General features: G+C 27.4%; 24 protein-coding genes. 13 read left to right on the top strand and 11 right to left on the bottom strand.

What is annotated here, in order from left to right; translation table 11 throughout:
* The first annotated feature begins 3 nt into the window (after nt 1-3).
* The 5 genes from rny (at nt 4) to modD (ending at nt 4,401) form a co-directional block, all read left to right on the top strand.
* A complete protein-coding gene (gene rny, locus AFAEC_RS07060) occupies nt 4-1,548 on the top strand; it encodes a ribonuclease Y (RefSeq protein WP_026806934.1) in 1,545 nt (514 codons plus the stop codon).
* 20 nt (nt 1,549-1,568) lie between these two features.
* Complete coding sequence (gene rsmD / locus AFAEC_RS07055; RefSeq protein WP_026806935.1) at nt 1,569-2,162, top strand: 16S rRNA (guanine(966)-N(2))-methyltransferase RsmD; 594 nt, start codon at nt 1,569-1,571, stop codon at nt 2,160-2,162.
* A complete protein-coding gene (locus AFAEC_RS07050; RefSeq protein ID WP_026806936.1) occupies nt 2,162-2,959 on the top strand; it encodes an ABC transporter permease in 798 nt (265 codons plus the stop codon). The genes rsmD and AFAEC_RS07050 overlap by 1 nt, the downstream gene beginning before the upstream one ends.
* An 83-nt stretch (nt 2,960-3,042) precedes the next feature.
* Entirely contained in the window at nt 3,043-3,549 is a 507-nt protein-coding gene (locus tag AFAEC_RS07045; protein ID WP_026806937.1) for a hypothetical protein, read from the top strand.
* Between the two features lie 3 nt (nt 3,550-3,552).
* Nucleotides 3,553-4,401, top strand: coding sequence for a ModD protein (gene modD / locus AFAEC_RS07040; protein ID WP_026806938.1), 849 nt, complete (start codon nt 3,553-3,555; stop codon nt 4,399-4,401).
* 60 nt (nt 4,402-4,461) lie between these two features.
* On the opposite strand, the gene AFAEC_RS07035 is transcribed toward modD, so the two are convergent.
* The 4 genes from AFAEC_RS07035 to AFAEC_RS07020 form a co-directional block, all read right to left on the bottom strand.
* Nucleotides 4,462-5,577: a GGDEF domain-containing protein gene (locus tag AFAEC_RS07035; protein WP_026806939.1), complete on the bottom strand. Its 1,116-nt coding sequence runs from the start codon at nt 5,575-5,577 to the stop codon at nt 4,462-4,464.
* Nucleotides 5,578-5,580: 3 nt separating this feature from the next.
* Nucleotides 5,581-6,024: a GatB/YqeY domain-containing protein gene (locus AFAEC_RS07030; protein WP_026806940.1), complete on the bottom strand. Its 444-nt coding sequence runs from the start codon at nt 6,022-6,024 to the stop codon at nt 5,581-5,583.
* Between the two features lie 42 nt (nt 6,025-6,066).
* Complete coding sequence (gene abc-f, locus AFAEC_RS07025) at nt 6,067-8,016, bottom strand: ribosomal protection-like ABC-F family protein (RefSeq protein ID WP_026806941.1); 1,950 nt, start codon at nt 8,014-8,016, stop codon at nt 6,067-6,069.
* A 188-nt stretch (nt 8,017-8,204) separates the two neighbouring features.
* A complete protein-coding gene (locus tag AFAEC_RS07020) occupies nt 8,205-8,795 on the bottom strand; it encodes an FAD-dependent oxidoreductase (RefSeq protein WP_026806942.1) in 591 nt (196 codons plus the stop codon).
* Between the two features lie 138 nt (nt 8,796-8,933).
* Between AFAEC_RS07020 and AFAEC_RS07015 the strand changes: the two genes are divergently transcribed.
* Nucleotides 8,934-9,527 carry a hypothetical protein gene (locus AFAEC_RS07015; protein ID WP_026806943.1) on the top strand — a complete coding sequence of 198 codons (594 nt, stop codon included), beginning with the start codon at nt 8,934-8,936 and terminating at the stop codon, nt 9,525-9,527.
* A gap of 17 nt (nt 9,528-9,544) precedes the next feature.
* Here AFAEC_RS07015 and AFAEC_RS07010 read toward each other — a convergent pair whose 3' ends face one another.
* Genes AFAEC_RS07010 through AFAEC_RS06980 form a run of 7 tightly spaced genes read right to left on the bottom strand, consistent with a single transcriptional unit; the run spans nt 9,545 to nt 15,667 of the window.
* Nucleotides 9,545-10,279: a sulfite exporter TauE/SafE family protein gene (locus AFAEC_RS07010; protein ID WP_026806944.1), complete on the bottom strand. Its 735-nt coding sequence runs from the start codon at nt 10,277-10,279 to the stop codon at nt 9,545-9,547.
* A gap of 2 nt (nt 10,280-10,281) precedes the next feature.
* Nucleotides 10,282-11,040: a serine O-acetyltransferase gene (gene cysE, locus AFAEC_RS07005; RefSeq protein ID WP_081754552.1), complete on the bottom strand. Its 759-nt coding sequence runs from the start codon at nt 11,038-11,040 to the stop codon at nt 10,282-10,284.
* Nucleotides 11,030-12,844, bottom strand: a complete 1,815-nt coding sequence (gene speA / locus AFAEC_RS07000; protein ID WP_026806946.1) for a biosynthetic arginine decarboxylase — start codon at nt 12,842-12,844, stop codon at nt 11,030-11,032. The genes cysE and speA overlap by 11 nt, the downstream gene beginning before the upstream one ends.
* Entirely contained in the window at nt 12,834-14,066 is a 1,233-nt protein-coding gene (hisS, locus tag AFAEC_RS06995) for a histidine--tRNA ligase (protein WP_026806947.1), read from the bottom strand. Before hisS ends, speA begins: the two co-directional genes overlap by 11 nt.
* The gene (gene tmk, locus AFAEC_RS06990) at nt 14,059-14,625 is read right to left on the bottom strand and encodes a dTMP kinase (RefSeq protein ID WP_026806948.1); all 567 of its coding nucleotides are present in this window, start codon (nt 14,623-14,625) and stop codon (nt 14,059-14,061) included. The genes hisS and tmk overlap by 8 nt, the downstream gene beginning before the upstream one ends.
* Nucleotides 14,616-15,110: a pantetheine-phosphate adenylyltransferase gene (gene coaD / locus AFAEC_RS06985; RefSeq protein WP_051487499.1), complete on the bottom strand. Its 495-nt coding sequence runs from the start codon at nt 15,108-15,110 to the stop codon at nt 14,616-14,618. Before coaD ends, tmk begins: the two co-directional genes overlap by 10 nt.
* A gap of 2 nt (nt 15,111-15,112) precedes the next feature.
* Entirely contained in the window at nt 15,113-15,667 is a 555-nt protein-coding gene (locus AFAEC_RS06980; protein ID WP_026806950.1) for a UbiX family flavin prenyltransferase, read from the bottom strand.
* Between the two features lie 207 nt (nt 15,668-15,874).
* On the opposite strand from AFAEC_RS06980, the gene AFAEC_RS06975 reads away from it, so the two are divergent.
* From AFAEC_RS06975 to AFAEC_RS06945, 7 genes are all read left to right on the top strand, one after another.
* Nucleotides 15,875-16,510: a recombinase family protein gene (locus tag AFAEC_RS06975; RefSeq protein WP_026806951.1), complete on the top strand. Its 636-nt coding sequence runs from the start codon at nt 15,875-15,877 to the stop codon at nt 16,508-16,510.
* A gap of 64 nt (nt 16,511-16,574) precedes the next feature.
* Nucleotides 16,575-17,021: a 50S ribosomal protein L9 gene (gene rplI, locus AFAEC_RS06970; protein ID WP_026806952.1), complete on the top strand. Its 447-nt coding sequence runs from the start codon at nt 16,575-16,577 to the stop codon at nt 17,019-17,021.
* Between the two features lie 2 nt (nt 17,022-17,023).
* Entirely contained in the window at nt 17,024-17,560 is a 537-nt protein-coding gene (hslV, locus tag AFAEC_RS06965; RefSeq protein WP_026806953.1) for an ATP-dependent protease subunit HslV, read from the top strand.
* 7 nt (nt 17,561-17,567) lie between these two features.
* Nucleotides 17,568-18,896, top strand: a complete 1,329-nt coding sequence (gene hslU / locus AFAEC_RS06960) for an ATP-dependent protease ATPase subunit HslU (RefSeq protein WP_026806954.1) — start codon at nt 17,568-17,570, stop codon at nt 18,894-18,896.
* A 55-nt stretch (nt 18,897-18,951) separates the two neighbouring features.
* Nucleotides 18,952-19,254, top strand: a complete 303-nt coding sequence (locus AFAEC_RS06955; RefSeq protein ID WP_026806955.1) for a hypothetical protein — start codon at nt 18,952-18,954, stop codon at nt 19,252-19,254.
* A 9-nt stretch (nt 19,255-19,263) separates the two neighbouring features.
* The gene (locus tag AFAEC_RS06950; protein ID WP_026806956.1) at nt 19,264-20,052 is read left to right on the top strand and encodes a TatD family hydrolase; all 789 of its coding nucleotides are present in this window, start codon (nt 19,264-19,266) and stop codon (nt 20,050-20,052) included.
* A gap of 31 nt (nt 20,053-20,083) precedes the next feature.
* Nucleotides 20,084-21,319, top strand: a complete 1,236-nt coding sequence (locus AFAEC_RS06945; RefSeq protein WP_026806957.1) for a lytic transglycosylase domain-containing protein — start codon at nt 20,084-20,086, stop codon at nt 21,317-21,319.
* Nucleotides 21,320-21,327 lie beyond the last annotated feature (8 nt).

Below are 21,327 nucleotides of genomic sequence, written 5' to 3'. Positions count from 1 at the left end.
TAAATGGAAAATATGATAGTAGCTGTAATTGCAGGATTTTTTAGTTCGGCAGTTACAATTTTTGTTCTAAAAAAGATAAATAAAGCAAAGTTTGAAGTTTTTATCGAACAAGCAAAAGCAAAAGCAAAAATAATAGAACATGAAGCTGAAGTTGCACTTAAAGATGCTCAATTAAAGGCGAAATTTGAGTGTGATAGAGAGTTTAAAAGTGCTAGAAAAGAGTATGAAAATATGCTTTTCAAAATAGAAAAAAAAGAGAAAGAGTTAAATGAACATCTTGAAAGTGAGTTAAGACTTATAAAAAGACAAAAAGATGAAATATCTGAAAATAATAGAAAAATTGCTATTTTAAGAGAGGGAATAGAAGAGCAAAAAAGAACTTATGAGCAAAAAACTTTTGAAGCTATAAAAATACTTGAAAATGCTAGTGGACTTACAAAGAGTGAAGCTACAGAACTTATGCTTGAAAAGGTAAAAGAGGATTCAAGAGCCACAATTGCATCAATTTTTAGAAAAAAATATAAACTTGCTGAACAAAACTCAAAACAAGAGGTAAATAATATTTTATCTCAAGCAGTTACAAGATATGCAGGAGAGTTTGCAGCTGAAAGACTTATAAATAATATTCCTTTAAATGATGAAGAGACAAAAGGAAAAATTATAGGAAAAGAGGGAAGAAATATAAAAGCCCTTGAGATGTTACTAGGAGTTGATATTATTATTGATGATACTCCAAATACTATTACTGTTTCATCTTTTAATCTTTATAGAAGAGCAATTGCTACAAAAACTATTCAAGAACTTCTTGAAGATGGAAGAATCCAACCAGCAAGAATAGAAGAAATATATAAAAAAGTAAAAGCAGAGTTTGATAAAAATATTCAAAAAGAGGGTGAAGATGTTGTTCTGGAACTTGGAATAAAATCTATGCATCCTGAACTTATAAAACTTGTCGGAAGACTTAGATATAGAGCTTCTTATGGACAAAATGCATTAGCTCACACTCTTGAAGTTGCTCATTTGGCTGGATTAATTGCTGTTCAAATGGGTGGAGATGCCATATTAGCTAGACGAGCTGGAATTATGCATGATATTGGAAAGGCTTTAACACATGAAGCTCCTGGAAGCCATGTGGATTTAGGAGCAGAAATCTGTAAAAGATATGGGGAGTGTGAAACTGTTATAAATGCGATTTATGCTCACCATGGACATGAAGAACCAATAAATGTGGAAAGTGCTGCTGTTTGTGCTGCTGATGCTTTAAGTGCTGCAAGACCAGGAGCTAGAAGAGAAGTTCTTGAAAGCTTTCTAAAAAGAGTTGAAGAGATTGAAAATATTACTACAAGTAAAGTTGGAGTTACAAATGCTTATGCTATAAATGCAGGAAGAGAAGTAAGAGTAATAGTAAATGCAGAACTTGTAAATGATGATGAAGCTATACTTTTAGCAACTGAAATAGCAAAAGAGATTGAACAAAAGGTTCAATATCCTGGTGAAATTAAAATAAATGTAATAAGAGAATTACGAGCTGAAAGCTATGCAAGATAATCATAAAAAAAGGCAAAAAGATGAAAGAGAGTAAACCAACGACAAAAATTATAGCTGGAGCTTATAAAGGTAAGGTTTTAGAACTTCCTAGTTTAGATGTTACAAGAAGTTCAAAAGCTATGCTAAAAGAGTCTGTTTTTAATGTTTTACAGTTTGATATAATTGATAAAATTTTTATTGAATCATTTGCAGGAAGTGGTTCTATTGGACTTGAAGCAATTAGTAGAGGAGCAAAAAGAGCTTATTTTATTGAACTTGATAAAAGCTCTTATTCTATTTTGTTAAAAAATTGTAAAACTGTAAATATAGAAAAATGCCAAACAATTCAAGGAAATGCTTTTGTTCAAACTCCTCTTATTTTAGATTTTTTAAGAAATTCTAAAGATGAGATTGTTTTATATATTGACCCACCTTTTGATTATAGAGATGGAATGGAAGATATCTATGATAAATCTTTTAGAATGATTGCAAATCTTGAGTCAAATAATATTTTTAAAATTATTATAGAACATGAATCAAAACTTGAAGTTCCACAAATTTTAGGTAAGTTTAGCTTAGAAAAAACTAGAAAATTTGGAAAAAGTTCCCTATCTTATTATAGTTACACAGTTTAATGTTTAGATTTGCTTTAGGTTTATTAGTAGTTATTAGTTTGGCAATGTTTATTTTGCCAATTTTTTATACTGTTTCTCCATATTTTTTAGATCCAAATAAAATTTTATTAGCTCCCTCATTTGAACATATTATGGGTACAGATAGATTGGGACGAGATATTTTTGCAAGAGTTTTACAAGGTGGACAAACTTCACTTATAATTGGATTTTTAGCAGCCTCTTTTTCATCTTTTTTAGGATTAATTATTGGAATTACAGCAGGTTTTTTTAAGGGTTATGTTGATAAAACTATTACAATAATTATTGATCTATTTTTGACTTTTCCTACATTTTTTTTACTTTTAGCTTTAGTTTCTTATATTGAAGCAAATGCTCTTATTTTAATAGTAGTTATTTCAATAACTGGTTGGATGGGAATGTCAAGAATGATAAGAAGTGAGAGCTTTGCACTAGGAAATAAGCCTTTTATAAAGATTTTAAAACTGGCAAATGTAAGTAAAATAAAAATTATTTTAAAGTATTTTGCTCCACTTTTAGCTCCAATTTTTCTAATCTCTTTCTCTTTTGGTGTTGCTGGAGCAATTTTAGCTGAATCAGGATTATCTTTTTTAGGATTAGGAGTAAATCCCCCAAATATGAGTTGGGGGAGTTTACTAAGTGATGGGAAAGCCGTTATTGATATTGCTTGGTGGCTTAGTTTTTTCCCAGGTCTTATGATATTTATAATAACTTTTTGTCTAATTCAAATAAGTGACTATTTACAAAATATAGCAAATAAAAAAGAGTTGATAAAATAAGTACTCTATTTTTAGTAATTTATTTAATTAAAACTTTATTTACTAAAGTATATAATGAAAAAAAATTATTTTAAGGAATTGTTTTGACAAAAGAGAAAATAATGCTAGAACTTTTTGAGTTTTCAGCCCCAACATATTATAAGTGGAAAAAACAAGATAAAAGAAAAATTTTAGATTTACTAGAGTACGCTTTTAGTGATGATGATTTAATAGAATTCCTAAAAACAAAAAAAATAACAAAAATTGAAGAGTCAGTAAATGGTCAATATTTACTTGATTTATCACTAAAGTTTTACAAATTTTTAAGACATATAACAAACTATAAAGTTGCAAAAATAGTTTTATCTCTTCTTGAAAATAGTTATTTAGAAAATAATGAAAAAGTTATAATTGAGAAGATTGCAGAAAATATCTATGTTGAAGAGGAGTTTTATACTTCTATGAAATTGGCTATTTTAAATCTAGTTCAAAAGCAAGAACCATTAGTTTTAGAGTATCTTTGTAAAAATAGAATAAAAATTGAGAATGAATTTAATAAAAAAAGTTCAACTCTTAAAAAAATAGATTTTTTATCTTCAAATATTGCCTAAATTATGATACATTTTAGTGATAATGAGCTAATAGAGCTTTTAAATGATGATTTACCATATTTAGATTTGACTACCTTTTTACAAGAAAAAGCCAAAATAAAAGTAAAATTAGAGATTTTTACAAGAGATGATATTGTTATATCTGGTGTGGAAGAATCTAGTAGGATTGCAAAACTTTTAGATTGTGATATTTTAGAGATGAAAATCTCAAAAACAAAAGTAAAAAAAGGTGAAACTATTTTAGCTTTTAGCGGAGCTTATGAAAATATTCATAAAGTTTGGAGAACAACTCAACTAATTTTAGAATATAGTTCTCAAATCGCGACAACTACAGCCTTAATGCTTGAAAAAATAAAAGAGGTAAATGATAATTGCCAACTTTTGACAACTAGAAAAACATACCCTTTTTCAAAAAAGTTTTGTATAAAATCTGTTTTAAATGGAGGAGGATTAATCCATAGATTAAACCTTAGTGAAACTATACTATTTTTCCCACACCATAGAAAAGTTTACAAAGATAATTTAGAATTTTATGAACAAATTTTAAAATTTAAAGCAAAAATGCCAGAAAAAAAAGTAGTTGTTGAGAGTTCAAGTTTTGAAGATTGTAAAAATCTATTTGAAAATGGAGTTGATGTTGTACAGCTTGATAAAGTAAGCCTTGATGAGTTAAAAAAAGTTGTTGAATTAAGAGATAAAAGCTTTAAAAATATAAAAATCATTTGTAGTGGGGGAATAAATTTACAAAATGTTCAAGATTTTGCAAAATTAAAAATTGATGGAGTTGTTACAAGCTTTGTTTACTCTTGTGGAATGGCAAATTTAGGTAGTAGATTAGAGATTATAGATTAATTTTAATAGAATTTTTTTACTTAGTTAATAAAATATCAAAAAAATTAAAATAGAAATGGATTAAAACTCCATCCCATTTTCTAAAATGATTTTATTTCTTCCTGAATTTTTTGCTTCATAAAGCAGTTTATCTGCTTTTGTAATAGCTTCATCATAGTTTTTATAAGAATTTCTAATAGTAACTCCAGCAGAAAAAGTAACTTTTAGTTGTTTATCTTTATATACAAAGCTATTTTCTGTAACTATTGATTTTATTCTTTTTAGAAATAATAAAAGCTCTTTTGTCTCTTTAAAATGTACAATAGCAATAAACTCTTCCCCACCATATCTGCCAACAATATCTAAATCTCTAATACTTTTATTTAAAATTTTTCCAAAAGTTGAAAGAACTACATCTCCACCTTCATGTCCAAAAGTATCATTAATCTTTTTAAAATGGTCAATATCAAAGAAAATAATTGCATATTGTGTACCTATTCTTGTAAATGAACTATCTATTCTTTTTAGCTCATCATAGAAAGTTTTTCTTGTAAGAAGTCCAGTTAAATGGTCTCTCATACTCTCATTTTTTGTTTTATTTAGTTCATCTTCAAGATTTTTTATCTTATCTTCAAGCTCCTGAACTTTTGTTTTCCCAGATTGTAATTTACTTGAAACACTATTCATCTCTTCTTCAATTGAAGTTGCTGCATTTATAAGCTCTTCTTGAATTTTTGAAAGAGTATTTAAATTTGCATTGTTTATATCTATTGATTTTAATTTCTCTTTTATATTTAATACATTTTTAGAACCATTTCCACTACTAGATATTGCTTCATTTAAAAACTCCTCCATTATTACGACGAGTTTTGATATATCAGAAGTTTTTTCAATAATTACTTTTTTATCTTTTTCAAATCTTTGTGCAATGAACTGCTCAATTTTTTCTTGAATATCTTTTTCAAAAATTAGCTTTTCATTCTTCTCAATAGATGAAAAAAGCTCTTCAAGTTCTTCATTTTCATCTTGACTAATTGAAGGAATTAAAGATTGTTTCAAAATATTTACTAAAACTTTTACATTTTTTGTTGGAACTCTTTTTAATAAAAGAGTAATTAGCTCTTCATTTGAATTGATTTTATTTTTTTCAATCTCTAATTTTTCTAATTTACAAAGCTTATCAAAGAATTCTTGCATTTTTTATCCTAAAAGTTTTTTTACCATTTCATTTATTCTTTTTCCATCAGCAATACCTGCAAATTTCTTTGAAGCAGCTCCCATAACTTTACCCATATCTTTTAAGCTTGTTGCACCAACTTCGCTAATTATCTCTTTCATACCAGATTCTAGCTCTTCATCACTTAGTTGTTTTGGTAGATATTGCATAAAAATATCAACTTGACTTTGCTCTTTTTCTACTAAATCAGCTCTTGAAGCTGCACTATACTGAGCTATTGCCTCTTCTCTTTGTTTTATTCCTTTTTGAATAAGTTTAATAACTTCAGCATCATCTAAAACTCTTCTCTCATCAACTTCAATTTGTTTAATCATAGTATTTATAGCTCTTATTGAGTCTCTTTTTACTACTTCTTTATCTCTCATCGCTTGTTTTAAATCTTCGTTTAATTGCTCTTTTAATGACATTTTATCTCCTTTTTAGCTTATTTTAGTTTGGATTATATTATTTTATGAATTAAAACTTTCAACCAACTCTTCAAGTTCTAAAAATCTTTCAACTTTCTCTTCATAGATAGTTTTTGTCTCTTCTAACTCTTTTGAAAGTGATACAATTCCTATTTTTTCATAACATTTTGGATCAGCTAAACAGCTATTTAACTCTTCCATTTTCTCTTCCAATTTCTCTAGTTCTAAAGGTAAATTATCATACTCTCTTTGGTCTTTATAAGATAGTTTTGTCTGTTTTTTAGGAAGATTTTCTACTTTTGGGCTATTTTTCTCTTTCTCTATCTCAAACTCTAAAGAGTCAAGCTCTTTTAACTCTTTTTCTATTTGTAAATATTCGCTATATGGTTGAAAACTTTCCATAATATGACCATTCCCAGTAAATACAAATAGTTTTTTAGCAATTTTATCTACAAAATATCTATCATGAGATACAAAGATTAAAGCACCTTGAAAGTTTTGTAGATACTCTTCTAAAATATTTATTGTTGGAATATCTAAATCATTTGTAGGCTCATCAAGTATCATACAATCAACTCTTTTTGTAAATAGAAGAGCTAAAGCAACTCTATTTTTTTCTCCACCACTTAAAACTCCAACTTTTTTATCTAAATACTCTTTTGGAAATAGAAAGTTTTTTAGATATCCAAAAACATGCATATTTCTTCCATCATCTAAAACTACTCTATCGCCACCATTTGGACAGAAGATTTCCATAATAGTTTTATCATCATCTAACATCTCTCGTTGTTGGTCAAAATATCCTATCTCAAAATCACCTTTTTTGAAAGTTCCACTATCAATTTTTAGTTTTTCCATAAAGATTTTAAGAAGGGTAGATTTTCCACTTCCATTTGGACCAACTATGGCAATAGTATCCTTTTGCAAAATTCTAGTTGTGAAATCTTTGATCAACTCTTTTTGCCCTAAAGATTTATATACATTGTCAAGTTCATAGAGCATTTTTTTTCTATTTTGTTGTTTCTCATCACTATTAAAAGATTTTTGCTCCCTTTGAAGCTCTATACTCATCTTTTTAATAGCAGCTGGATTTGTTTTAGCTTTTTGTTTTAAATCAAAATATTCAGCTTTTCTTCTCTCATTTCTTTTTCTTCTTGCAGTAACTCCGTGTTGCATCCAGTGAGCTTCTTGTTTTACAAGCCTTAAAAGATTTTCGTGTTCCTTTTGCATATTTGATAAAATTTGTGCTTTTTGTTCAAGATATGAAGAGTATCCACCATTGAATTTTCTGAGTTCTCCACCTTCAACTTCAACAACATTTGTAGCAATATTATCTATAAAATATCTATCGTGAGAAATAAAAAGTAGGGTGAAGTTATTTTTTAAAAGTAACTCTTCTAAGAATTCAACCATATAAACATCAAGATGGTTTGTAGGCTCATCAAGAAGTAAAATATCTGGTTTTTTAAGTATTAATCCAGCTAAGCTAACTCGTCTTTGTTCACCACCACTTAACATATTTACATCTTTATCTTCATACTGTTTTAATTGAAATTCAACTAAAACTCTCTCTATCATATTTTCTAAATCCCAAGCGTTGTGAAAGTCTATAAAAGTTGCTAATTCACTCTGTTTTCTTAAAAGTTCCATATCTTCATAATTAATTGTTAGTTCATTTGTAACTTTTTCATACTCATTTTTTGCATTTTTGAGTTCAACTAACTGATTTTCAATAGCATTTCGTACAGATAAATTTGCTTCAAATTTTGGTTGTTGGTCAAGCATCTCTATTTTTACTGATCTATCAATAGCCATTTCACCGCTATCTGGTTCAACAGTTTTCATAATAATTTTAAAAAGAGTTGATTTTCCTTGACCATTTTGTCCAATAACAGCAACTCTTTGCCCTTGTTGAAGAGTAAAGTTTGCATCTTTTAAAATAACTTTTATGTCGTATTGTTTTGAGATGTTTTGAAGGTCTATTAGTGCCATATATTATATTTTCCTGTAAAATTAAAGTAAATATAATATCTAAAAAATTGTTATGATTCTCTTTTTGATTAAATTTAGTTTGAATATCTATAAAATAAATTATTTCGAGTAGTTTTATTTTTAAGTTACTTTTAGAAAAAGAAACTTTTTTAATCATTCTCTTTTTTGAGAATGATTAATTTTATAATTTAAGCTTTTACATCATGTACAATAGCAACTTTTCCACACCAGCTTTTTAAAATATCGCAAGCAACTTTTGTTCCATCTCCGCTAGCACAAGCAAACATAGAAGGAACACCACTTGCAAGTCCAGCAACATAAACTTCATTTGAAATTTTATTATTTTCATTTGCTAAAAGTATTTTATTTGGTTTTGGAGCAAAGATATTATCTTTTACTTCAACTTCATCAAATTCTATATCAAAACTATGCATTCCTGTTGCTAAAATCAAAGTTTTTGCTTCATAAACACTATTTTCACAAATTATAGAAAAAATATCTCCTACTCTTTTTATACTTAAAACTTTTTCATCTTTTAGTTCACAAGCAGGATAAATTTTTAGTTGAGTTTTAAGATTATTTAGTAAATCAACACCATTTATAGCTTCAATTCCAGCAACATTTATATATCTTCCTGCATTTAAATCACTTTTATTGTTATCTAGCATTAAATATTTTTTATTTTTTGCCCAATCAAACTTATCATTTGCACTTGCTAATGTTAAAGCAGACCCAAAGCCAGCTGCTCCAGCTCCAATAATAACTACATCATAAATCATAAATATTCCTTATAAAATTTTTTTACAATTATAATTAAAAAAATTAATAAATCTCTTAATCGAACTTTTAAAGAAAATAAGTTTAAATTAATTTTAAGAAATGTATAATGTGTTAATAAAACTATAAAAGGAGTTTAGATGCAAATAAAAGGACAAATGAGTCAAGCTCTAAATATGTATAAACAAAATACAAATTTGAATACAAATATAAAAAATGATACGACAAAAAATGATTCTGTTGAAGAAATTGTAAATAATTCAGCAGCAAGAGTAACTCTATCTATGAATGCACAATATATCTTATTTGAGATAAATGCACATAATATGGCAAAAGGAGGGGCTTTTGCTCAAGGTGGTTTAAATTCTAATGAAACTGAAGTTTTAGATTTTCTTGCAGGTAAAGAGACAGAAGGAGGAATGAGTCTAAAAAATATTGGATATACAGGAAAACCTATTTTAGATTTAACTCAAGATGAGGCAAAAGAGCTTGTAGGTGAAAATGGATTTTTTGGTATAACTCAAACTTCTGATAGAGTTGCAAATTTTGTATTTAATTTTGCTGGTGACGATTTAGATAAACTTCAAAAAGGAAGAGATGGGATAGTTCAAGGTTTTGAAGAGGCGAATAAACTTTTTGGTGGAAATCTACCTGAAATCTCATATAAAACTCAAGAGAGAACTTTAGCTTTAATAGATGAAAGAATGAATGAATTAAAAGGGAATAAGAATTAAATTTCTTTTCCCTTTTTTTATATAGTTTTATAAATCATAATTCCTAAAACAAGAAGGTTTAAAAGTAGTACAAAATTTTTGTATTGAGTTGTTTTTGTTTTCTCTTTTATTTTTATTCCAAAATATACTCCAATTAGTGAACCAATTCCTATTATAGCTCCTTCATAATATAACATATTTCCATATATTGAAGTAGATATAAAACCACCAATAGAGGAGAATATTACAAAAAATAGTCCTAAAGCAGTTGCAATTTTTAAATCATATTTTAAAAAACCAACTAAAATAGGAAGTAGTACTAAAGAGCCACCAATTCCTATACTCATAGCTAAAATTCCAACAAAAAAACCAATAGCTAATAGTACATATATCCCTTTTGTCTCTTTTTCTCCACTATTTGAAGCTGGGGCATTAAAAAGAGTGTATATTGTATAACAAAGAGCAGTTATAAAAATATATTGAAGATATATATCAGGAACTTTAGGTAAAAAATAACCACTTGTAGCTCCCCCTAAACTAGCTCCAATACCTAAAATTACACCATCTCTTACTAAGCCTTTTATTTTTTTTGCATTTAAAAAAGAGCCATAAATAGATGAAAAAACCATCTGCATAATTGATATAGCAACTGCTTCTTTCATAACAAAGCCTGTAAGTAAAAGCATAGGTATTAATATACTTCCACCTCCTATTCCAAAAAAACCTGAGGCAAATCCAGTAATTAGTCCAAATGCTATTAATTCAAGTTCCAAAATTATCCTTTTTTATTTGAATTTAATGCTTCAATAAAAGCATTATACTCTTTTTCTAAAGCTTCATTTTTTTTATCTAAGGTACAATTTTTATCTTTTTTTATAGAGTGTTCAAGGTTTGCAATTCGTTCAATTAAGTATTTAAACATCTCTTTATTGAGATCTGGTAATTCATTATGTGCTAGTTTATCTTTCTTCTCATCTTTTTTAATTATTCTAGCAGGTACTCCAACAGCAGTTGAATTCTCTGGAACATCAACAACAACAACAGAGTTTGCTCCAATTTTTGAGTTTGCTCCAATAGTTATATTCCCTAAAATTTTTGCTCCACTTCCAAGAACTACATTTGATTTTATTGTAGGGTGTCTTTTCCCTTTATTAAGGCTAACTCCACCTAAAGTTACACCTTGGTAAATTAAAACATCATCTTCAACTATTGCAGTTGCTCCAATTACAACTCCAATTGCATGGTCAATAAAAACTCTTCTTCCAATAGTTGCAGCTGGATGAATATCTGTTTTTGTAAAAAAAGATGAAATCCCAGCAATTGCCCTTGAAAGTTTTTTAAAACCTTTGTTGTAAAGTTTATTTGCAACTCTATGGTTTATTATTGCCCAAACTCCTGGATAGTTAAAAAATAGCTCAAAGTTTGAATCAAGTACTGGGTCATTTAGTTTAGGAACAGAGAAGTCTTCTTTAATTATTTGCCATAAACTAAGAGTCTCCTTCTGTTCTTCTATTTTTTGTTCATCACTCATCATCGTAGTAACTCCAGATAGTCTTTAAATAGCTATTATCATTTAGATATTTTTTGAGAACTTCATAAGTCTCTAAAGGTAAACTTCTACTTAAAATAGTTTGTATCTCTTCTGTGTCATAATCAATATCATCTAAAATGTCAATTATTTTTTGAGATTCTAAAAGTTTTTCTAAAACTACTTCATCATCTTTAAAAGTAATATTTACCTCTGTTGGATGTGAAAATAGATTATGTTTCATTCCAAGAGTATCTTGATATGCTCCAACATTGAAAAATCCTAAAAAATAGTCCTCTTTGTTTAAGTTTACATCATGAAGATATAATGGTTTTTTCATATCAAAAGGAATCTCTCCATCACTATCACAAGTAATATCCCAAAGACTTGCACTTCTTGTTGGTTTTTTATCTAAATGTGTTATTGGCATAATTGGGAACTCTTGATCTATTCCCCAATAATCAGGTAATGATTGGAAAAGTGAGAAGTTAAGAAGGTATTTTTCTTGAATATTCTTATCAAATTTTCTAAGCTCTTCATAATCATCAACTTGTAAAAGTGAAATAGCTTTTTTTATAATTTGGTGAGTTAATATCTCTGCATTTGATCTATCTTGTAAATCAATATATCCTAAATCAAATAGAGTTAATAAAGACTCTAAATGATCCATACTATCGTGCATAAACTCGTAAGCTTTTTTCTTTGTCATATCTTTAAAAAGTTCTCTTAACTCTTCAATTAAAGGTGGATTTACCTCTTTTAATCTTAAGTGGTCTAGTTCATATTCAGCTGAAAATAGCTCTAAAACAGGAGTTATTAAAACTGTAGAAGCAGCACTTATAAATCTTCCTGATTCAGTGAAAATATTTGGTTCTTCAACACCTTTTTGTTTTGCTATATCTTTTAATGTAAAGACAACATCACTTGCAAACTCACTTAAAGAGTAAAATCTCGATTGTTCATAAGCACTATATTCAACACTTAATCCACCACCAATATTTATAGAACTCAATTTTTTTGCACCTAAATTTTTAAGTTCAGCATATATATGACCAGACTCTCTTAAAGCTTTTTTTAATGGCTTAATAGTATTCATAGCTGAACCTATATGAAAATGAATCATTGTTAATAAATCTTGAAGATTATTATCTTGCATAAGTTCAAAAGCTTCTAAAATCTCTGTTGAAGTAAGCCCAAATTTTGAATCAATTCCACCACTTTTTGCCCAAACACCACTTCCTCCACTATGAAGTCGTACTCTTAAACCAATATTTGGAGCTTCGAGTTTTGTCTCGTTTAAAACTTCCAAAATCATCTCTAATTCATTTAAACCTTCAATAATTACAGTTATATCGTGCCCCATACTTTTAGCAATAAAACATAGATGAATCATCTCTTTATCTTTAAAACCATTGATAGTTATTGGACTTCCCATATTATTATATGTCATAGCTATTATTAGCTCTGCTTTACTTCCAGCTTCAAGTCCATAGCTATATTTTTTTCCAGCACTAACAAGGGGATGAATAAAGTTTGGTAGTTGATTTACTTTTAGTGGAAAAACAGCATTAAATTTTCCTTTATAATCATACTCTTTCATACTTGCATTAAAAGTGTTAAAAAGTGTTTTTATCTGTTTTTTTGTGATATGAGGGAATCTTAAAAGTAAAGGTCCTTTGAAGCCTTTTTTTCTTATATCCTTTACTATTGAGATAAGTGAAGGTTTGATATCATAATTTACTTTTACCATTCCATCATCAATAATAAAATTATCATCTCCCCAAATATCTATTCCATACTTATTTTTCATTTAAAAAATCCTCTATATTAATATTCTTTTCTTCTTTTGTATCTATATTTTTTACAAAAATTGTTTTATTTTTTAACTCATTTTCTCCTAAAAGGGCAACAATATTACAACCTAATTTTTCAGCTATACCAAAATGTTTTGCAAAACCTCTAGGATTATATTCAAAGTGGGTTTTTGTAGTTTTTCTTTTTTTAATGCTTAGTTCAAAGGCTTTATTTAAACTAGATTCATCTAAAACTCCAATATATACAAAATCTTCTTTAGACTCTTTCATAACTACTAATTCAAGTAATCTTTCAATTCCTATTGCAAAACCAATTCCAGGGCTATTTTTCCCACCTAAAAACTCTACAAGTCTATCATATCTTCCACCACCAGCAATCGCACTTTGTGAACCTATTTCATTGCTTACAAATTCAAATGCAGTTTTATTGTAGTAATCAAGCCCACGAACTAAATTACTATCAACTTCATAAGAGATATTGTTAAAATCTAAAATCTCTTTTAGTTTTGTAAAATCACTATTACAAGAGATACATAAACTATTTGTTATTTTTGGAGAGTTAATTAATAATTTTTGACAAGCTTCAACTTTACAATCAAGTACTCTTATAGGGTTTGTAATTAATCTTTTATTACAATCCTCACATAATTTTTCTTTAAAACTAGAGATGTTTTTTACTAAATTCTCTTTATATTGAGGCATACAATTTGGGCAACCAAGAGAGTTTAGTTTAAGTGTAAACCCAATACCAAAAAAGTCTAAAATCTCCTTAATAAGCATAATAATATTTGCATCTTCATAAACGCTAGAGATTCCAAAAACTTCACAACCAAATTGGTGAAACTCTCTTAATCTTCCTTTTTGAGGTCTTTCATATCTAAACATAGCTCCATAATAGTACCATTTATAAACTCCACCAGCACGGTCTAGTTTTTTTTCTACAAAGTATCTTACAACTCCAGCTGTTCCCTCAGGTCTAAGACATACATCATTCTGCCCTTTATCAATAAATTGATACATCTCTTTATTTACAATATCACTACTTTCACCAACACTTCTTTTAAATAGTGCAGTCTCTTCAAGAAGTGGTGTCTCAATATATGAAAAACCATACTTTTGTGCAATTCTTGAAGCATTTTCTATAAAATATATAAAAAGTTTGCTATCGTTTCCAACAATATCTTTCATTCCTCTTAGGCTTTGAATAGTACTACTCATTTATAAAATCCTCTATTTTTTCTGCAATTTCTTCAATATTCAAACTAGCATCAATAAAAATATGCTTTATATTTAGTTTTAAAATTATCTCTTTTAATCTACTTTGAATTGTTAAAAGATAATCAACTCCTCTTTTTTCAATGCTATCATTTTGTTTTTGAGAAAGTCTAAAAACTAACTCATCTTTGCTAAGTTCTAATAAAATTATTTTTTGTGGAAAAATATTTTTTGTAGCAATTTTATTTAAGGCTATTAATTCATCAATATCTTTATTTAGTGCATAGGCTATACCAGAAATAAGTGATCTATCAGAGATTATTAATTTATTTAGATTTGGGATAATTATATCTTTTGTATGTTCAGCTCTATCAGCTAAAAACATAAACATTTCAGCTGTTTTACTTCTAGCTTCACCTTCTAAAATAAGCTCTCTAAGTTTAGCTCCTAGTTTTGTACCACCTGGCTCTTTTGTAAAAACTGCATTTTCAAATCTTTTTTGTAAGATTTCTAATTGTGTTGATTTCCCAGCTGTATCAATACCTTCAATTACTACATACATTCTATTACCTCTTTTGGAACTAAATGTGCAAAAGTACCTTCAAATCTAATAATTTCTCTTACTATTGTAGAACTTACAAAAGCATGTTCAAGTGTTGGCATTAGATAAACTGTTTCTAAATTCTTATTTATTGAAGAGTTTGCATATCCCATTTGAAGTTCAAATTCAAAATCACTAACTGCTCTAAGCCCTCTAATTATTGTATTTATTTTTAAATCTCTTGCTAAATCAACTAATAAAGTATCAAATCCTACAACTTTTACATTTTTTATATTTTTTGTTGCAGCTTTTACAAACTCTACTCTTTTTTCATGAGAAAACATAGGTTTTTTTAGTTCACTTTTTGCAACACTAATAATTACCTCTTCAAAAATATTACTAGCTCTTTTAATAATATCTAAATGCCCAATAGTTATTGGGTCAAAAGTTCCACTATAAATTGCTTTTTTATATGAACCTGTATAATTATAATTACTATTTTCCATATCTATTTCCATCTTTTGTATAAGTTATTATCTATTTTTAATAGATCGAACCATTTACCAATAATAAAGTTTTCCATATCTTCTAAACTTTGTTGAGAACTATAATACCCTAAAATTGGTGGTGCAATAGTAACTCCTAAATTTGATAATTTTAGCATGTTTTCAAGCATAATAGTGTTTAAAGGTAGCTCTCTAGGAGCTATAATAATCTCTCTTTTTTCTTTTAGCATTACACTAAAAGCTCTAGTAATAAGAGTATCAGCAATTCCAGAAGCACACTTTGCTAATGTATTTGAACTACAAGGTAAGATTATCATTTTATCAACTTTAAAAGAACCAGAAGCAATACTTGCTCCTATACTTTTGTCTTTAAAAATTGATATATTTGAAAAATCTTTGAAAATATCTTTTATTTTTATGTTATTTTCGAGTTTTAAAGCTTTTTTTGAACTTTTAGAAAATACAACAAAGAGTTCTATATCTTTAGGTATTAGTTTTATAAATTTTATAGCTAAATTTACTCCACTAGCTCCACTAATTGCGACAGTTAATCTCAAATCCTAACCTTACTATTTATATAAAAAAATCGATATTAGCTAAAATAAACTTTGAATTCAATCATAAATTATTATATATATAATGTATTTTATTGCTGTAAGCTTTTATTAATATTTTACTAGATAACATTTTGTATAAATTTTTGTATAAGCATTAAACAAAATGTTTAATCAAAAGTATATTAATTTTTTAAATAAAGGAAAAAAATGTCAAAAGTTTTTACTTATATTAGAAAAAATCTAAACAATGAAAAATATACACAAGAGCAAAAAGAGGCTATTTCAAGCTATATCTTAAAGAAAAACCTTCAAATATATAAGAATATTGAGATAGTTATAAATACTCCGAAAGATGAGAAAAATATTTTACAACTATTAGAAAATTGTGAAAAAAACTCTACAATAATTGTTACAAATTTAAATGTATTTGGACGAACAATAGATACAATTTTAGAAATTGTAAAATTTTTACTGCAAAATAAGATAAGAATTATTGTAATTGAACAAAATCTTGATTTAATAGATGATAAAGATATGTTAAGTCAAATGATTTTAAGTGTGATTTCAATGACTATAAATTTAGAAAAAGAGCTTATGAGTCTTAGGACAAAAGAGGCATTAACAGCTAAAAAGCTTGATGGTATAGCCTTAGGAAAACCAAAAGGAACTATTCAAAAATCAAAATTTGATGAGCAACGAGAGAAAATTGAAGAGCTTTTAAGTGTTGGTTTAAGTGTTAGAAAAATTGCAAAACTGTTGGGATATAACAATCATATAGGTTTAAATAACTATGTAAGAAAAAGAAATATCAAAGAGCAAGTTATTGAATCTTTGAATAATTAAGCTTTATTTGGCTTTAACTAAAATATTGTAAAATAAAAACATTAAAAAAAAAGGATGAATTAAAATGAAAGTATTATTAATAAAAGATGTAAAAACTTTAGGGAAAGCTGGAGAAATTAAAGAAGTTGCAGATGGATATGGAAAAAACTTTTTAATAGGAAAAGGTTTAGCTCTACAAGCTACAAATGAAGTAATAGCAAAACATAATGCTGAACAAAAAAAATTAGCATTAAAAGAGGAAGAAGATATAAAAGTAGCAAAAGAGTTAGCAGAAAAATTGAACTCTACAAAACTTACAATAAAACATAAAGTTGGTGCAAATGGGCATTTAATTGGAAGTGTTACAAATAAAGAGATAAGTGAAGAGTTGGAAAAACAGTTCTCTATTATGATTGATAAAAAGAGTATTTTAGTTGATAATAAATTAAAAACTATTGGTATTTATGAAGTTGTTTGTAAATTAGGACACTCAATAAATGCAACATTAAAAATTGATATTATTGCAGGTTAATTATGTTTCATGCGACAACAATACTTGCCTATAAAGGGGCTAAAAAAGCTGTAATTGGTGGAGATGGACAGGTCTCTTTTGGAAATACAGTTTTAAAAGGAAATGCTACAAAAATAAGAACTTTATATCAAGGAAAAATTTTAGCAGGGTTTGCAGGAAGTACAGCTGACGCTTTTAATCTTTTTGACATGTTTGAGGCTCACTTAGAAGCTTGTAAAGGGGATTTATTAAAATCTGTAATTGCATTTTCAAAAGAGTGGAGAAAAGATAAATATTTAAGAAGACTTGAAGCTATGATGATAGTTTTAAACAAAGAAAAAATTTTTATTTTAAGTGGAAATGGGGATGTTGTTGAGCCTGAAGATGGAGAGATTGCAAGTATTGGAAGTGGTGGAAATTTTGCCATTAGTGCAGCTAGAGCTTTAGCAAAACACTCAAATTTAGATGAAGAAGATTTGGTAAAAGAGTCTTTAATGATAGCTGGAGAGCTTTGTATATATACAAATCAAAATATAAAAATATTAAAACTAGAGGATTAAAAATATTATGGATATGACACCTAGGCAAATTGTTGCTTATTTAGATGATTATATTATTGGTCAAAATGATGCAAAAAAAACTATAGCATTGGCTTTGAGAAATAGATATAGAAGAATGAGAGTTGAACCAAAACTTCAAGAAGAGATTATGCCAAAAAATATTCTTATGATAGGAAGTACAGGAGTTGGTAAAACTGAAATAGCAAGAAGAATGGCAAAAATGATGGGGCTTCCTTTTGTAAAAGTTGAAGCTAGTAAATATACTGAAGTTGGATTTGTAGGACGAGATGTTGAGTCAATGGTTCGAGATTTAGTATATGAAGGAATAAATTTAGTAACTAAAGAGTATGAAGAAAAAATTAAAGATAAAATTGATGAAGAGGTTATAAGAAAGATAATTGAAAAACTTGTACCACCACTTCCTGAAGCTGCTAGTGATAGTGCAAAAGAGTCTTTTATAAAAACTTATAACTTAATGGAAAAAAAGCTTTTAAGTGGGGATTTAGATGATAAAAAAATAGAGATAGAAGTTCCAAAAAAAGCACATGTTGAGATAATTGATTCTAGTTTACCTTTTGATATGAGTTCTATGCAAGAGAGTCTTAATAAAATGTTAGGAAGCATAAATAAAGAGAAAATAAAAAAAGAGGTAAGCATAAAAGATGCGAAAATTCTTCTAAGAGGAGTTGCGAGTGAGGGCTTACTTGATACTGAAGCTATAAAAATAGAGGCGCTAAAAAGATGTGAAAATGGTGGAATAATTTTTATAGATGAGATAGATAAAATTGCAACAAGCAAGAAAAATCAAGGACAAGACCCATCAAAAGAGGGTGTTCAAAGAGATTTACTTCCAATAGTTGAAGGTAGTTCCGTTCAAACAAAATTTGGACAAATAAAAACAGACCATATTTTATTTATAGCAGCTGGTGCTTTCCATGTATCAAAACCAAGTGATTTAATTCCAGAATTACAAGGAAGATTTCCTTTAAGAGTTGAGTTAGAATCTTTAGATGAAGAGGCTTTATATAAGATTTTAACAAATACAAAGAATTCACTTTTAAGACAGTATAAAGCACTTTTATCAGTTGAAGAAGTTGAATTAGAGTTTGAAGATGAAGCTATAAGAGCTTTTGCTAAATATAGTGTTGCTGCAAATGAAAAAACGGAAGATATAGGTGCAAGAAGACTTCATACTGTTATTGAAAAAGTTATTGAAGATATCTCTTTTGATGCAGATATAAATAAAGGTTCAAAAGTTATTGTAACTTCTGAATTAGTATCTTCTAAGTTAGAAAAAATTGTTGATAGTGTTGATACAACTAGATATATTTTGTAATTTAAAGTTATTTAGATAAAATTATTTTTATTTAAAATTTAGCCAAGGAATAAGTATGAAAATTGTTACTTTTTATGATTTAGATAGCTCTTTATTTAATGAAGAGTTTGAGGTTGAATCTTTTTCAAACTCTTCAGTTGATGCTGATGTTGTTATTTTAGGTATTGATTCAATTTTTGATTTTGAAGAGAATAAATCAAAAGTTTGTAAAGATAAATTTGCTTCTATTGCAATTATTGATGACGAGAGTGATTATGATGCGTTTAAAAATTTTGGAATAGATGCTTGGATAAAAGCAAAAGATATTTCACAAATTAATAATATTATTAATTTAGTAAATAAAAGATTATTATCATAAGGATAAACTATAATTATTGATACACATTGTCATTTAGACAACGAAGCTTATTTTAGTGATATAGAAGGTGTTATAGTAAATGCAAAAGAGGCTGGAATTAGTGGTTTTTTAATTCCTGGAGCAGATTTTGATACATTAAATAGAGCAGTTACCCTTAGTGAAAAATATGAAGAAGTTTTTTTTGCAGTTGGAACTCACCCTTATGACATTGAAAAATATGACGAAGCTATTATTGAAAAATATGTAAATCATCCAAAATGTGTAGCTATTGGTGAATGTGGATTGGATTATTATAGGCTTCCAGAAGATGAAGAGGAAAAAGAAGAGAATATAAAAAGACAAAAAGAGGTTTTTATTTCTCAAATATCTTTGGCTAAAAAGTATAAAAAACCACTTATTATTCATATTAGAGAAGCTTCAAATGACTCAAGAGAGATTTTAATTTCACAAAATGCAAAAGAAGTAGGTGGAGTTTTACACTGCTTTAATGCAAGTGAACATCTATTACCTTTAGTAAATCATAATTTCTATTTTGGAATAGGTGGAGTTCTTACTTTTAAAAATGCAAAGAAGTTAGTTGAAATTTTGCCAAAAATTCCAAAAGATAGACTTCTAATTGAAACAGATGCACCATATCTAACTCCACATCCATATAGAGGAGTTAGGAATGAGCCATATTATACTATTTATGTAGCACAAAAAATGGCTGAACTTTTAGATATGAGTGAAGAAGAGATTAAAAATTTAACAACAAATAATGCAAAAAAATTATTTAAAGAGTTTACAAATATTTCTTAGTTATAATAAAATAAATTATAAAGAGGCTCTTTTGATTAAAATATTAATAATAATCTTCATCTTTTTTTCACAAACTTTTGCTGACGAGATAAAATTAAAAGTTTTAAATGATTTGGGAGTTAATAACTCCTTTTTGGATACAGAAATTTTTAACTCTACATATAGTGAATATAGTTCTAGCTCAAAAATTATCTACTATAATAATATTTTAAGAAAATCAGCATTAAATATGGAAATTGTAAAAGAGGAGATAGAAAATAGAAATTTACCAGAAGCTATGTTTTTTATCCCTTTATTTGAATCTAGTTATGTAAATCAAGGTAAAGGAAAAGGTCCAGGTGGACTTTGGCAAATAATTCCCCAAACAGCAAGTAACTTGAAATTAAGAATTGATGATAGTATTGATGAGAGACTTGATTTACTAAAATCAACAAATGCAGCAGCTACATATTTAAAAAAATATTATAAGACTTTTAAGAAATGGTATTTAGCAATAGCCGCATATAATAGTGGAGAAGGCAGAATAATTAGTGGAATTGCAAGGGCTAGCTTAGATAAATATTTAGAAGAAAATCCAACTGAGCATAGTAATCCAACTATAAAGGTTTATAAAAAATATATAGATGATTATCTTAAAAATAAAAAAGGTATGGGTAATTTATATATAATTTATGAAAGATATAAAGATTACTTTGATTTTACATATTTAGTAAAAAATAATCATAAAGACTATTTTCCAAAGCATACAATTACCTATATAGCAAAAATAATAACATTTACTATTTTAAAAGAGAAAGACTCTTTTAGTGCAATAGATAAAAAGGCAAAATATAATTTAGAAATTGTAAATCCACCAAAAGGTGTTCAATTAAAGTCTATTGCTACTATGTTAAATATGAATTATGAAGAGTTTAAGAGTTTAAATAAACATATTAAAAAAGATACTTTACCATCAAACATAAAGTCATATAATATTTATATCCCTCATACTAAATTAGATGTTTATAATCAAAAAGTGGGTAATATAAAGCCAACTATTATAAAAAATAATAATAAAGAACAGATTGATAATAAAAAAGCAACAAAAAATGAAGCCAAAAAAACTAGTAATATAAAACAAAATAGTCTTATATATACTGTAAAATCTGGTGATACTTTGGAAATGATTGCTAAAAAAAATAAAACTACTACTAAAAAATTAAAATTTATTAGTAGAAAAAATCCAAAAGTGTTAAGTATAGGAGATAAAATTGAGATTGTTCAATAGTGCTAATT

It is taken from the genome of Aliarcobacter faecis (assembly GCF_013201705.1).
Classification (GTDB): Bacteria; Campylobacterota; Campylobacteria; order Campylobacterales; family Arcobacteraceae; genus Aliarcobacter; species Aliarcobacter faecis.
Note: the sequence above shows the minus strand (reverse complement) of the source record. Positions and strands in the feature narration are given on the sequence as shown.

Bases quoted from the DNA above. Each gene is read 5' to 3' on its own strand.
- speA (WP_026806946.1), bottom strand. From the start codon at position 12,844: ATGAAAAATAAGTATGGAATAGATATTTGGGGAGATGATAATTTTATT.
- AFAEC_RS07030 (WP_026806940.1), bottom strand. From the start codon at position 6,024: ATGTCATTAAAAGAGCAATTAAACGAAGATTTAAAACAAGCGATGAGA.
- rsmD (WP_026806935.1), top strand. From the start codon at position 1,569: ATGAAAGAGAGTAAACCAACGACAAAAATTATAGCTGGAGCTTATAAA.
- rplI (WP_026806952.1), top strand. From the start codon at position 16,575: ATGAAAGTATTATTAATAAAAGATGTAAAAACTTTAGGGAAAGCTGGA.
- AFAEC_RS07050 (WP_026806936.1), top strand. From the start codon at position 2,162: ATGTTTAGATTTGCTTTAGGTTTATTAGTAGTTATTAGTTTGGCAATG.
- AFAEC_RS07015 (WP_026806943.1), top strand. From the start codon at position 8,934: ATGCAAATAAAAGGACAAATGAGTCAAGCTCTAAATATGTATAAACAA.
- hslV (WP_026806953.1), top strand. From the start codon at position 17,024: ATGTTTCATGCGACAACAATACTTGCCTATAAAGGGGCTAAAAAAGCT.
- AFAEC_RS06975 (WP_026806951.1), top strand. From the start codon at position 15,875: ATGTCAAAAGTTTTTACTTATATTAGAAAAAATCTAAACAATGAAAAA.
- tmk (WP_026806948.1), bottom strand. From the start codon at position 14,625: ATGTATGTAGTAATTGAAGGTATTGATACAGCTGGGAAATCAACACAA.
- abc-f (WP_026806941.1), bottom strand. From the start codon at position 8,016: ATGGCACTAATAGACCTTCAAAACATCTCAAAACAATACGACATAAAA.
- modD (WP_026806938.1), top strand. From the start codon at position 3,553: ATGATACATTTTAGTGATAATGAGCTAATAGAGCTTTTAAATGATGAT.
- cysE (WP_081754552.1), bottom strand. From the start codon at position 11,040: ATGATGAGTGATGAACAAAAAATAGAAGAACAGAAGGAGACTCTTAGT.
- rny (WP_026806934.1), top strand. From the start codon at position 4: ATGGAAAATATGATAGTAGCTGTAATTGCAGGATTTTTTAGTTCGGCA.
- AFAEC_RS06955 (WP_026806955.1), top strand. From the start codon at position 18,952: ATGAAAATTGTTACTTTTTATGATTTAGATAGCTCTTTATTTAATGAA.
- AFAEC_RS07035 (WP_026806939.1), bottom strand. From the start codon at position 5,577: ATGCAAGAATTCTTTGATAAGCTTTGTAAATTAGAAAAATTAGAGATT.
- AFAEC_RS07020 (WP_026806942.1), bottom strand. From the start codon at position 8,795: ATGATTTATGATGTAGTTATTATTGGAGCTGGAGCAGCTGGCTTTGGG.
- hisS (WP_026806947.1), bottom strand. From the start codon at position 14,066: ATGAGTAGTACTATTCAAAGCCTAAGAGGAATGAAAGATATTGTTGGA.
- coaD (WP_051487499.1), bottom strand. From the start codon at position 15,110: ATGGAAAATAGTAATTATAATTATACAGGTTCATATAAAAAAGCAATT.
- hslU (WP_026806954.1), top strand. From the start codon at position 17,568: ATGGATATGACACCTAGGCAAATTGTTGCTTATTTAGATGATTATATT.